The sequence below is a fragment of the Pelobacter seleniigenes DSM 18267 genome (assembly GCF_000711225.1).
Taxonomy (GTDB): domain Bacteria; phylum Desulfobacterota; class Desulfuromonadia; order Desulfuromonadales; family Geopsychrobacteraceae; genus Seleniibacterium; species Seleniibacterium seleniigenes.
Window position 1 is genome coordinate 129,812 of sequence record NZ_JOMG01000004.1, and the last position, 12,884, is coordinate 142,695.

The following is a 12,884-nucleotide window of genomic DNA, read 5'->3' on the forward strand; positions in this document are numbered from 1 at the left end:
TGAGACCATGCGTGATCTGAAAAGTCATCAACAGAAGACCAGGAAAGTGCGCAGGAATCGCCGCAAGCAGGAGCGCAAGCCCCTCGAAGTGCGTAAATTCCTGCATCGCGCTTTACGTGTCGGGGTGGCCCTGTTCAGCGCCGCTTTAGTGGTGGTGGGCGGGTTCTTCCTGGTCCAGCTGCTGATGGCTTCGGACATGTTTCGCATCGACACTATCGATGTGACCGGCAATACCCGGCTGACTCGGGAACAGATCGTGCTGTTGTCGGATATTGAGCCCGGGGTCAATACTTTCAGCCTGGATCTGGGCATGATCGGGCACAAAATCGAGGAAAACCCCTGGGTAAAGCAAGCCCGGGTGCAGCGGATTTTTCCGCGCCAGGTCAAAATTACCCTGGTTGAACGTAAGCCGGTGGCGATTATCAACCTCGGCTACCTGTATTACCTTGATGACCATGGCGAGATTTTCAAGGTCCTGGACAGCAGCGACCAACTGGATTTTCCGGTGGTGACGGGATTCGATTATGAGCGTGCCCAGCAGCATGAAACTGAATATGCCCAGTTGCTGAAGCAGATTGTGACGCTGATTGCCGATCTGAAGCAACGCAAGACCCTCAATCTGGCACAGGTCTCGGAAATTCACCGGACCGCTGAAAACGGTCTGACCCTGTTGACCATGAACGGCGGCGTCGCCATTAAGCTGGGCTGGGACCATTTTGCCAGGAAGATCGATCGCCTGGAACAGATTTATGCCCAGCTGCAGCCCAAGCTGCCGATCCTCGATTACATAGATCTCAATGTTGATGAAAAAGTCATTGTTCGAATACAACGGTCGAAAACTTCGGCCAAAAGCTGATACCAAGGGGGTGTCATGAGCAAGAAAACTGAAAATTTGATCGTCGGCCTGGATATCGGGACCACCAAGATCTGTTGCATTGTCGGCAACATGACGGAGGACGGTCTGGAGATTGTCGGTATCGGTACCAGCCCGTCAAAGGGATTGCGCAAAGGTGTGGTCATCAATATTGAAAGTACTGTCGCCGCAATCCAGAAAGCGATTCGCGAAGCTGAACTGATGGCCGGCTGCGAGATCAAATCGGTTTACGCAGGAATTGCCGGCGGTCACATCAAGGGGCTCAATTCCCAAGGGGTGATTGCCATCAAGAACCGCGAGGTCACCACCGAAGATTTGCAGCGGGTTATCGATGCGGCAAAAGCGATAGCGATACCGATGGACCGCGAAGTTCTGCATATTCTGCCCCAGGAATTCATCATCGATGATCAGGACGGCATCCGCGAACCCTTGGGGATGAGCGGGGTCCGCCTGGAAGCCAAGGTCCATATCGTGACCGGTGCGGTGGCCAGCGCCCAGAATATCATTAAGAGCTGTAACCGGGCCGGGGCGGATGTCGCCGATATCGTTCTGGAGCAACTGGCCAGCAGCGAGGCGGTGCTCTCCCCGGATGAAAAGGAGCTCGGGGTGGCCCTGGTTGATATCGGCGGCGGAACCGCCGACATCGCCATCTTCTCGGAAGGGGCGATCAAGCATACCTCGGTCCTCTCCATCGGCGGCGACCACCTGACCAATGACATCGCCGTCGGCCTGCGCACCCCCATGGCGGAAGCTGAGAAGATCAAACAGGCTTATGGCTGCTGCCTGACCTCCATGGTCGGCAAGGATGAAACCATCGAAGTCCCTTCGGTGGGCGGGCGCGAACCACGCATTCTGTCCCGGCAGCTGCTGGCCGAGATCCTTGAGCCGCGGGTGGAAGAAATCTTTTCCCTGGTCAACCGGGAGATTATCAAGAGCGGTTACGAGGATCTGATCGCTTCCGGCGTGGTCATCACCGGCGGCAGTGCCATTCTGCCGGGGATGCCGGAGCTGGCCGAACAGGTCTTCAATCTTCCGGTGCGGCGTGGAAAACCCTTGAATATCGGTGGGTTGGTTGATGTTGTTGCCTCGCCCATCTATGCCACCGGAGTCGGCCTGGTCAAGCATGGCAGCATGAACACCAAGGTGCAGACCTTCAAAGCGGGTGATGCCAACCTGTTTGAGCGGGTTTCACGCCGGATGAAGGAATGGTTCAGTGAGTTTTTCTGATAAATAATTATTATATAATTACTTGTCTATTTAGTTGAATTTTGGTAACTTATAGTAACTTGTATATAACCAGTTTTCGGGGTCGCGGAGAAACCGGAAACACAGCAACAGGGGAGGGCATTATGCCTAATCAAGAGGGAGTCATGTTTCAGTTTGAAGAGAATCTCGATCAGGTTGCGAGAATCAAAGTGATCGGCGTCGGTGGTGGCGGAGGCAATGCCGTTAACACCATGATCCGCTGCAAGGTCGACGGGGTCGAATTTCTTGCGGCCAACACCGATGCACAAGCGCTCCGCAAAAGCGAAGCGTCCATGAAAATTCAGCTTGGTTCCGGACTGACCAAAGGGCTCGGAGCGGGCGCCAATCCGGAAATCGGTCGTCAGGCTGCGGAGGAGGACCTGTCCCGCCTGGTCGAATTGTTCACCGGTGCCGATATGATCTTTGTTGCTGCCGGGATGGGCGGTGGGACCGGAACCGGTGCCGCACCGGTCATTGCCAAGGCTGCCAAAGAGGCCGGGGCGCTGACCGTTGGGGTGGTGACCAAACCCTTCTCCCGGGAAGGTCGGCAACGCATGCAGCGCGCCGATGAAGGGATCGCCCAATTGCGTGAGGTGGTTGATTCGCTGGTGGTGATTCCCAACGATCGCCTGCTCGGCCTGGCTGGTAAAAACATGAGCATCCTGGATGCCTTCAAGCCCGCCGACGATGTGCTGCGGCAGGCGGTGCAGGGGATTTCAGATCTGATTACCACCGAAGGCCTGATCAACGTCGACTTTGCCGACGTGCGCACCGTCATGAGTAACCGCGGTATGGCCATGATGGGGATCGGTATGGCCGAAGGCGAACGCCGCGCTGCCGAAGCCGCCCACAGTGCCATCAGCAGCCCGTTGTTGGAAGAGGTCGATATCTCCGGCGCCATGGGTGTGCTGGTCAATATCTCCGGTTCGTCCAACATGACCATGGAAGAATTTGAAGAAGCCTCCACCATCATTCATGAAAAAGTCCACGAAGACGCCAATATCATTGTCGGTCTGGTCATCGACGAAAGCCTTGGCGATAACATCAAGATCACCGCGATAGCGACCGGTTTCGGCGACCCTCAGGAAGAAAAGAAGAAGGTCTCCGACATCATTGATCAACGTGCCCAGATGTTGGCCCAGGCCAGCAGCAAGATCGATCTTGACATCCCGACCCATATTCGTAATCAACAACCGACCGGCGTCCCTTACGGCCGCAGGACCCGCGATCTGCCCAGCCAGCCGCGTGATCTGTTTGTTGACGACGAGCAGTTTGATATCCCGACCTTTCTCAGACGTCGGGTTGATTGATTCGTCCCGTTTTTTACATCGATCCTGTTATTTTCTGCACTGCCTTGCAGATGCATTGAAAGAGTATTGCCTCTGTCATGAACGCCGGTTCTCCGCCCGGCAGATGTACAGCAGTCTGTACATTGTTATGTACTCCCGACGACTCCCTCGTCCAAGGGGCCATTGTGGCCCCTTTTCTTTTTTTCTGTGCAATGGTTTAATATAAGCGTCTTGTCTGCTCGATGCCCACTTGGCCGTTCTCCAGGTGAGAGGAACGGATGTTCCACGGCGATCTGTTGCTACGCCCTGATCATTCAAGGGAAGCTCTTATATTGTTCTGATGGGAGGGAACATGGCGTTTCAGTTTCAACGACGAAACGACGACCCATGGATCAAACGGTTTGCGATGATTTGGGGGGTGTGCCTGGTTCTGATCGGCTTGGGCACCTGGGGATTATACAATTCCCTCTATCGCCAGGAGCTGATCCAACTCAAGGCCGAGTTGACCCGGAATCTTGATCTCAGTGAATTTTACCTCAAAAAAGAGTTGCACGACTTAACCGGTGACCTTGCGTTGCTTTCGTCCAGCAGCGTTTTAAGGACCTATCTCGATAGCCCCTCCTTCGTTGCCCGCCACAATCTGGAAACCCGTTTCAGCGATTTTGTCAACCTGCGCCACCATTACGACCAGATCCGTTTGTTAGCCCCGGACGGTATGGAAGTGATCAGGGTGAACGCCCTGCCGGGGAAGGCGGTCATTGTTGGGGATGAAGAACTGCAGGACAAATCGCAACGCTATTACTTCCGGCAGGCCATCGCCTTACCCCCGGGGGTTTTCTATGCTTCCCCCCTGGACTTGAGCGTAGAAAATGGAGCGATCGAACTCCCCTACAAGCCGATGATCCGGGTGGCTATGAAGCTCATCGACACCCGCAATCAGGTTGCCGGAGTGCTGGTGTTAAACTACCTGGCTGAAAACCTGCTGCAAGGGCTGAACGATATTTTTCCGACCAGTCAGGGGCAGGTTCAGCTCATTAACGGAGAAGGCTTCTATCTCAAGGGGCCCACTCAGGAAAAAGAGTGGGGCTTCATGCTGCCGACACGGCGGGAGTTCAATTTGGCCACAGAAGAACCGGACCTGTGGGCACAGATTAATGCCTCACCCCGCGGCTACTTTTTCAGTGAGCAGAGGCTCTCCGCCTTTCTGTCAGTCAATAGCGCCCAATTCCTCTTTAACCCCCGCATTGAAGAAGTCGCGCCGCAATCAGTTGAGCAACGCTGGACTCTGCTGGAGCGGCTGCCGCCTGGAACCATGCCCCGACTGATGGCTTCCCATGTCCATTCATTGAGGCTCGGCGTGGCAATTCTGGCCGCCATCAGCCTGCTGGGAGCTTATCTCTATGCCCGGGCGGCCCGGTTGCGCGATCAGTTCAATCGCCAATCCGGGCAACTGGTCGCGGCTCTCGATGAATGCCCTCTCGGTCTTGCCATTGCAGGGAAAAACGGCACTATCGATTATGTCAATCAGGGGCTGATGAGTCTGACCGGAAAATCGTCTGCAGAGCTGTTGGGGAAAGGGATATTTGAGCTTGGGGACGCAATTCTCCCCAACGATCAGGCCTCTTCCATTCGGGCGGCCATTGACAACGAGCTGTCCTGGACCGGTCGGTTCAGCGCTACGGGAACGGATCAGGCGACCCTGGAGAAAGAATTGATCTTGTCCCCCCTGGCCCGTGACAAGAAGGATGCCGGCCGGCTGATTCTGATTTTGCGGGATGTGACCCGTGAGGCCGAACTGGAATTCCAGCTGCGGCAGTCGCAGAAGATGGAAACCATCGGCACTATGGCTGGTGGAATTGCTCACAATTTCAATAATAATCTGGCGATTATCCTCGGCAACCTGGAATTGGCTCAACTCAAGATGCAGCGGAATACTGTCGGCACGGAGCATCTGCGCAATGCGTTCATCGCGGCTCAGAGAGCCAGTGACCTGGTCAGAAAAATCATGACCTACAGCCGCAAGGAGCCGCCCCGCTTCCTTCCGGTCCAGTTTTCCAAATGTCTTGCCGAGACGCTGCAGCTGTTAAGATCAACCCTTCCTTCCTCGGTGAAGATTGATACCCACATCGAACTCAAGGATCAGACAATCTATGTGAACGCTGATGCCAATCAACTTCAGGAAGCGATTATCAATATCTGCACCAATGCCGTTTATGCCATGGGGGAAAAAGGCACCCTGACAATTTCATTTAAACGGATTGAACTGCAGCAGGAACAGATTCCGGACCGGTTTAACGCGACCCCGGGGCATTTTGTGCGGCTTGGGATCGAAGATACCGGTTGCGGGATGTCCGCCGCAACAATCGAAAAAATATTTGATCCGTTCTTTACCACCAAAGGAGCGGCAGATGGGACCGGCCTCGGCTTGTCGACGGTTCTCGGCACCGTTAAAAAACATCGCGGATTCATCCAGGTGAAAAGCCGGCCCGGACATGGGACCAGGTTTGAGCTGTTTTTCCCGACCGGCCCAACACCGTTGGAGCAAACAGAAGTGGTGGAAGAAGAATTGCTCGGGGGGACGGAATCCATCCTGATCGTCGATGATGAGGAACTGCTGGTGCAGACTTTTTCCATGACCTTGGGGGCCATGGGCTACCAGGTGGCGGCGGAGACCGATAGCATTGCCGCCTTGGACCGGGTCAGCCGGGAGCGGGATAAATATTCCCTGGTGATTACCGACCAGACCATGCCCAAGTTGACCGGGGTGGAGTTACTTGCCGAATTTCATAAAATCAAGCCCGATCTTCCCATCCTGCTGCTGACCGGCTACAGTTCCAAGCTCACCGAAGCAGAAGCACTGAAGCTGGGCTTCGCCGGCTATCTGACCAAACCTTTGCCCTTGCCAAGGCTGTTGCAGGCGATCCGGGAGGTTTTGGACCGGAAACCCGTGGCCAATTTGGCCGAACCGTAGAGCGTTTCAGGGTGCCAGGCGCTCGATCACCCAACCGTTAGGTTTGAAGCGGCGATAGCGCAGCCGGTCATGCAGGCGATGGGCACCCTGTTGCCAGAATTCCAGAATCTGCGGAACCACTCGGTAGCCGCCCCAGTGCTGCGGACGAGGGACGTCCCGCCCCGCAAATTGCTGTTCCACTATGCTGAATTCCTGCTCTAAATATTGCCGGCTGGCAATGACCTGACTTTGCGCTGAGGCATGGGCTTCGAGCTGATGACCCCTGGGCCGGCTGGCAAAGTAATGGTCCGACTCGGCCAGGCTGAGTAGTTCCACGGTCCCTTCAATACGCACTTGTCGGGCCAACTCCGGCCAGTAAAAGACCAGCGCGGCAAACGGGTTTTCACCCAGCTGCTGCCCCTTACGGCTGTGATAATTGCTGAAAAAGGCAAACCCGCGCTCGTCGAGCCCCCGCAGCAGAACAATTCGCGCCGCAGGTTTTCCGTCACGGTCCGCCGTTGCCAAAGTCATCGCATTGGCCAGTTCAATACCGGCCTGCTCTGCGTCCGTCAGCCAGCGGCGAAACTGTTGAAACGGATCAGCATCTAGCCGCTGGCGGTGCAGAGGAGAGGATAGTTGTTCGGTCATGATATTGCCTCAGCTTCCTGATTGGGATGTGTGTTTACCAGTATAAACCAAGAGGACGGCGGGCGGCGCCACTGTCTTGGCTTTGGTTGTAGGGTTTTGAAGATTTTTGGCATGGCCGGATACGATCGTTGGGCAACAAGAAAAATCGGCGGGTCTCGTCCCAGCATCCTTTCTTTGATCGCGAAATTGACTATGGGATTGTCTCACCCCCATCCCGACCTTCCCCCATCAAGGGGGAAGGAGAACAACCTGCTTCAGTTAATAAAAAAGAAATGCTTGCCGGTTTTTTCCCCCTTAGCAAAGGGGGACTAAGGGGGATTTGGATTTTGCTGTGAGACCGAAACCCCAACGTTAATCAACGAAAGAAACCGGCCTTGTCCCGCCAAATATCCCCCCCTTACGCTACCTTCTTCCTGAACATGGTCAGCAGCATCTTGAACTTTTTCACCGCTTTGACCGCATGAGGGACTCCGCCGGGCATCAGCACGATTTCTCCAGTTTTGACCTGACAGACCTTGCCGCCGATGGTGATCTCCGCTGCTCCGTCCAGCACCTGAATGAACGCGTTGTAAGGGACGGTATGCTCGGAGAGGGCTTGCCCCTCGTCAAAGCTGAATATGGTCAGGGTGCCGCTGTCGTTCTGCAGCAGGGTCCGGCTGACCACGGATCCTTTTTGATATTCGGTCATTGACACCAGCAGTTCCGGGTTGGCTCCGTCGATGGTGAGTTTGTCGGCATCATTGCTCATGGTTAGCTCCTTTGCTTGGGGATCAGGATTTCTGTAACTATAACAAGTTTTGTCATCTTTGGCAGCGCAGGTTAGTGTCAAACTCGGCGGCAAGCATATTTGCCGCCCGGAACATGACGCGGGCTTCGCTGACTTTCAATTTAGCTAAAAAACTTCATCCTTCCTGCCGATAGAGAGGAAGGCATGGATAGCGGTTTTTCGTCATGAACTGACAAGGCCGGCCGTACAGGAAAGGAAACAGGTCATGAATATTCAATCCACCACCGGTTATGGTCTCTACAATTCGGTCAGCACTCTGTCGGGCAGGTCAGCGGACGCGTACGCCGCTGGCAACAGCGCCGCGGCCGCACCCAAGGGGACGGATAGCACCTCCATTTCACCGGAGGCCCGTAAGTTGCTTGCGGCTCAGGAGGCGGCGGAAGAGGGCGCTGTTGCTGCCGACGCAACGACCATGAATACCGACCGGGGCTGGGTCGGGGTTGATCTCAATGATTATTTTTCGGGGATGGACAGTATCAGTTTTAAAGACTCGGAACTGCCCCCGTTGTTGCTGCCGACCCAGAAAAACGTCGCTGCTTTGAGCGAACATATCTCCAGCGGCATGTCAGGGTTACTGGCAAAATACCAAATCCCTTCCGCACCGGACAGTATCAGCTACGATTCGCAAGGAGCCATGGAGCTGCCTGACGACTATCCTTATAGCTCACAATTCCAGCAGATGCTCGACGACAATCCCGCCATGGAGAAAGAACTCCGTACCGTCAATGCCCTGGCCTCCCACCTGGCAGGAATGAGAGATTCGCTGGCCTTCCAGGATGAATACCGGGCTGCTTCAGGGCAGGCGGAGATCGACGCCGTCATCGCCAAATACAGCTACCTGTTTTCCAGCCAACGTTCTGACAGCGATATCTCCCTGGAATTCTCGGCCGATGGACGATTGGCCGTGAAGGCCGATGGTGAGGCCCTGGTCTGACGATCGGTTTTAATACTGTGGCATTGATGTCCGTTTCAGGTGCAGGGCGTTGATATCCACCGTTTCCTTGTAGCGTTGGGCAATATCCCGGAATTGTTCCTTCAGTTCCATGAAGGCGGCAATGATCTGGGGATCAAAATGTTTTTCGCTGTCGGCCAGGATGATCTTTTCGGCTTTTTCAAAGGGGAGGGGCTCTTTGTAGCAGCGCCGGCTGATCAACGCATCATAGACGTCGGCCAGCGCCATCATCCGTCCCTCCAAAGGGATATTCTCACCTTTTAACCCTAACGGGTATCCGCTTCCATCCCACTTTTCATGATGACTGTAGGCGATGTTTGAAGCGATCGCCAGGAATTCATTGGTTTTGTTGTAGCTGTTGATGGCATTTTCAATGATTGTTCGGCCGATCTCAACATGGCTGCGCATGATTTCCGCTTCCTGTTCAGTCAGGCGTTCCGGTTTTTGCAGGATCACGTCAGGGATGCCAACCTTGCCGATATCATGCAGCGGCGCAGCCCGATAGAGCAAGTCAAGGATATGCGGGGTCAGGTAACTTTTATAGGCCGGGATATGACTCAGGTATTCGGCCAGGAGACGGATGTATTCTTTGGTTCTGATAATGTGGGAACCGGTTTCGACATCGCGGCTCTCGGCGACCATGGTCATGCTGTCGATGGTTGCGGAATGGGCTTCCCCGAGGTCCTCAAGAAAGCGTTTGCGCTCCACATAATGGAGCACGGCAAAAAACAGGGAGATGAAAAAAAACAGGATGGAGAAGGGCGTGAGAAAATAGCCGATCGAGAGATAGACACCATTCTGTAACTGATCCCAGGCGACAATAAGTGCGGCGGTGGCAGTGGCCAGATAGATTATCCAGGAAGTCAGATAATGCCGTTCAACGACCAGCCCGACCACGAACAGGGAACAGAAAAAGGAGAGTAGCAGGGAGAACATCTTTGACCGTTCGGGCTGATAAAGAATCTGCTCGTGGAGCAGGTTCTCCAACAGTGCGGCGTGGACAAAGACCCCGGGGATGATATCTCCCCGTGGAGTCATATACTGGTCGAACAGCCCGGCAGCCGTTGCCCCGATGAAAACGAATTTTCCGCTCAGCAGCGATGGGGCCAGCTTACCGGCCAACAGATCGGCAAAGGAGACCCTGGTAAAGGCCTGTTGCGGGTAGAGCAGGTTGAACACCTCGCCGTTGCGGCTTAAGGGGATGTCCCGGTCGGCGAAGGCGATGGAGGCCGCGGCCCAGCGGTGCCGAGGCGGCTGAATCTGCAACTCCGGCTCGACCTGGCGGAGCATGGCCAGAGCCAGGTTGGGCAGCGCCCGTCCCTGATAGGCCATGAGCAGGGGTTGCCGCCTGAACACCCCGTCCATATCGATCGTCGCGTTGATATAGCCGAACCCGGCTGCGGACTGCTGCAGCACCGGCGTGTTCAGCAGTAATCCTTTGATTCGGGGGAGCTCCAGGGTGGCGGGAAGGCGCAGAAAAATGTCTTGCCGGAGCGGCCTGGGCGGATTGGTCGGCGTTGTCACCGCGGCCGCAAAAAGAGGCAGTACGACCGGTCCGCTGGCCAGGACATGGGCAAGAATCCGGTCGTGGTCGAACAGTGCCTCGGGGAGCCCGTCGATGCCAATGGCAAGGCCCATGCGTTGCTGGTAAAAGCGAATGATCTGCTCCGGCGATGTTCGATCCGGCTCTGGAAAAATAATGTCCAGGCCGACGGCGGCGGGGCGTTGTTCGAGGATCTCTTCGAGCCCTTTCGCCAGCAGGATGCGCGGCCAGGGCCATTGCCCGAGCTGCCGGAGACTGGCTTCATCGATTTCTACCACCACCGTGGCATTGGTGGTCTGATCAAAGGGGGCGGTACGGCCGGCCGAGAGCAGGTCAAACAGCCGAAAATCAAAAAACGGAATGCTGCCGCTGGAATAGATCAGCAGGTGCATGCCGAGGGTGATAAGCAGGATCGTGGAGGTTTTGGCAAAAACACTCATCTACGCCACCTTAACGGATCAGAATTTCGACCCTGCGATTGCGCGGTTCCGGAACGTCGTCAGCGGTCGGAATAAGGGGATCCTCCTCGCCGTAAGATTCGACAATGATCGTTGAAATATCCAGCTTCTGGGTGTAGAGCCAGTCCCGGATCTGGCGGGCTCTGCGCAATGACAGGTCGATGTTGTAGGCTTTTGTGCCGGTTCGGTCGGCATGCCCGATCACATTGACGTCACAGGGGATTCGCTCCTTGATGGCGCTGCTGATGGCCGGCAGTTGGCGTTGCGAGGCGGCGGTCAGGCTGGTGGAGTCGGTTTCAAAGTAGAGCAGGAAGGAGATCGGCGCTTTTGGGGCGGCGGCTAGCAGGGTGCCGTAGGTCTGTTGCACCTGTTGCGGGCTGATGGGCTTGACCGCCGAGGATCCGGTTGCCGAAATATCCAGGTAGGTGTTTTTTTTATCCAGAACCTGCTGCCCCTGCTTGGTGATGATCACCACCGCGTTTTGGGCTTTGCCGTTGTCCAGTAAAATCACGCGACTGCTGGAACAGGCAGTCAAGCTCAGGGTGGCAAACAGGATAGACGCATAAAAAAGAATTTTCATGACGTTGTCTACCTCACTTCAACCAGGAATCTGGTGCCGCGGATACCGATGGACCCGCCGGGGACCTCCAGGCTGAATTTGTCCGGCGCAAGGGTGCCGATCTTCCCGGTTTCAAACAGGGTTGTTCCTTTGCTCAGGTCTAAATTGAATTTGAACTTGCTTTCAATGGGCTTGAACTCAAAGGCGGTGATGCGGAGCAGGCTGTTCTCTTCCAGCGTGAGCACGCTGCCGTCATGAAAGATCACGCCGATTCGGCTGCCTGCGGCCGTGATCAGGATATCGCCGGCTTCCAGGTTGTTGCTTGGCTGGGCCGGCAGCAGCTGGCCGGCGCGCTTGATGGAGACGGAACCCTGAACATGTTTGATGATGGCGATATCTTCAGCTGTCGCCTGACCGGAAAAAAACAACAGACCGATCAGGACCATGAACCAACGTGCCATTTTCCCCCTCCTGCCGATATGAGTGGAATGATCCTGGAGGTAGCGGAGCCTCTTTGCTGTGGAGATCTGCCAGTTCGCGGTGAGCAGCGCCGTGGAGTTGTGGTGAGCCGGTTGTGGAGCTGGCCGTTGTTTATGTCGGGGCTGCCGTTCCTGGCAGCGGATCGTCATTGATCCCGAGCACGCCCAGCCATAAGTTCAACAGGCTATTTTACAACAGCCCGGCAGCGGATGCTTTTTGCTTTCAATTTATTCAGTTTACCATGCCCTGCTCCAACGCCAACCCCGGCGCGGGAAATTTCCCGATCGGCCAGCTGCTCCACGGCCGGTGTGTCGAATCAATCGGCCCGGCGCAGGGCCAGCCTGGCGGCCCGGTCGACCAGGCTGAAGAGTTGGTCAAGCAGGTTCCGCTGGGCGGCGGGGGGATGGCCGGGTTGTTTAATAAAGGTACAGTCCCGCGCAGAAATGAGTGGATAAAGCTCCCGATAAAGCTGGGCGTTGTTGAGGGGCCTGCCGCTTCTGGCGCAGAAATCCCGCTTGCGCAGGCGGTCCTCTCTTGCTAACAGTCCGGCCACATTCCGGGAATCGGTATGGATGAATAAGGGGCAGGTGGTGACGGGCAACTCCTGCAGGGCCCAGAGCAAGGTTTGCAGCTCCAGCCGGGTGGAAGAGGTCTCGGAGAAGCGTCTGGTCCGCACCCGGTCCTGCAGCCCGGCGCTGGTCAGCGGCAGGCTGGTCAGAAGCAGGCAGGCTCCAAAGCCGATTTTGCTGCGGGGATCGACACTGCCGTCGATAAACAGGTGCAGTGCAGACACGGCCTACTCAGTGGTCAAAAGCGAGTCATCCCGGCAGGCCAAGTAGAGATCCTCCACTTGCTTGCGTGCCCAAGGGGTACGGCGGAGGAATTTGAGGCTTGATTTGACCGAGGGATCGTTATTGAAACAGCGGATACTGATTAACTGTCCCAACTCTTCCCAACCGTAATAACCGACCAGACGAAGAACGATCTGTTCCAGGGTGATGCCGTGCAAGGGGTCGTTGCTTTGCTGTTTAGCTGGATTCACTGGTCTATCTTTCTGGGTTAAAAGGAGCCGCGAGTGTATGTCGGTTGCCCCGGAGGA

General features: G+C 55.7%; 12 protein-coding genes. 5 read left to right on the plus strand and 7 right to left on the minus strand.

All coding sequences use genetic code 11. From position 1 onward, the window contains the following. Positions 1–7 precede the first annotated feature (7 nt). From N909_RS0117565 to N909_RS24875, 4 genes are all read left to right on the plus strand, one after another. A complete protein-coding gene (locus N909_RS0117565) occupies positions 8–856 on the plus strand; it encodes a cell division protein FtsQ/DivIB (protein ID WP_029917444.1) in 849 nt (282 codons plus the stop codon). Between the two features lie 15 nt (positions 857–871). Then, a complete protein-coding gene (gene ftsA, locus N909_RS0117570; RefSeq protein ID WP_029917445.1) occupies positions 872–2,101 on the plus strand; it encodes a cell division protein FtsA in 1,230 nt (409 codons plus the stop codon). 143 nt (positions 2,102–2,244) lie between these two features. After that, positions 2,245–3,429: a cell division protein FtsZ gene (gene ftsZ / locus N909_RS0117575; RefSeq protein ID WP_029917446.1), complete on the plus strand. Its 1,185-nt coding sequence runs from the start codon at positions 2,245–2,247 to the stop codon at positions 3,427–3,429. A gap of 331 nt (positions 3,430–3,760) precedes the next feature. Continuing rightward, positions 3,761–6,379, plus strand: a complete 2,619-nt coding sequence (locus N909_RS24875; protein ID WP_051689924.1) for a response regulator — start codon at positions 3,761–3,763, stop codon at positions 6,377–6,379. 6 nt (positions 6,380–6,385) lie between these two features. Here N909_RS24875 and pdxH read toward each other — a convergent pair whose 3' ends face one another. Both pdxH and N909_RS0117590 read right to left on the minus strand, forming a co-directional pair. Further along, positions 6,386–7,006, minus strand: coding sequence for a pyridoxamine 5'-phosphate oxidase (gene pdxH, locus N909_RS0117585; protein ID WP_029917448.1), 621 nt, complete (start codon positions 7,004–7,006; stop codon positions 6,386–6,388). A 397-nt stretch (positions 7,007–7,403) separates the two neighbouring features. Then, positions 7,404–7,754 (minus strand): cupin domain-containing protein, encoded by a 351-nt coding sequence (locus N909_RS0117590; RefSeq protein ID WP_084167802.1) that lies wholly within the window; start codon positions 7,752–7,754, stop codon positions 7,404–7,406. Positions 7,755–7,998: 244 nt separating this feature from the next. Between N909_RS0117590 and N909_RS0117595 the strand changes: the two genes are divergently transcribed. Further along, a complete protein-coding gene (locus tag N909_RS0117595) occupies positions 7,999–8,727 on the plus strand; it encodes a hypothetical protein (RefSeq protein WP_029917450.1) in 729 nt (242 codons plus the stop codon). Positions 8,728–8,736: 9 nt separating this feature from the next. Here N909_RS0117595 and N909_RS0117600 read toward each other — a convergent pair whose 3' ends face one another. The 5 genes from N909_RS0117600 to N909_RS0117620 all read right to left on the minus strand — a co-directional run bounded on the left by N909_RS0117600 (position 8,737) and on the right by N909_RS0117620 (position 12,827). Next, positions 8,737–10,728 (minus strand): CHASE2 domain-containing protein, encoded by a 1,992-nt coding sequence (locus tag N909_RS0117600; protein ID WP_051689925.1) that lies wholly within the window; start codon positions 10,726–10,728, stop codon positions 8,737–8,739. A 10-nt stretch (positions 10,729–10,738) separates the two neighbouring features. After that, the gene (locus N909_RS0117605) at positions 10,739–11,326 is read right to left on the minus strand and encodes an OmpA family protein (RefSeq protein WP_051689926.1); all 588 of its coding nucleotides are present in this window, start codon (positions 11,324–11,326) and stop codon (positions 10,739–10,741) included. Positions 11,327–11,334: 8 nt separating this feature from the next. Beyond that, positions 11,335–11,766: a FecR family protein gene (locus tag N909_RS0117610; protein WP_051689927.1), complete on the minus strand. Its 432-nt coding sequence runs from the start codon at positions 11,764–11,766 to the stop codon at positions 11,335–11,337. A gap of 335 nt (positions 11,767–12,101) precedes the next feature. Next, positions 12,102–12,578, minus strand: coding sequence for a ribonuclease HI (locus N909_RS0117615; RefSeq protein WP_029917454.1), 477 nt, complete (start codon positions 12,576–12,578; stop codon positions 12,102–12,104). A gap of 3 nt (positions 12,579–12,581) precedes the next feature. Continuing rightward, positions 12,582–12,827 (minus strand): VF530 family protein, encoded by a 246-nt coding sequence (locus tag N909_RS0117620; RefSeq protein WP_029917455.1) that lies wholly within the window; start codon positions 12,825–12,827, stop codon positions 12,582–12,584. Positions 12,828–12,884 lie beyond the last annotated feature (57 nt).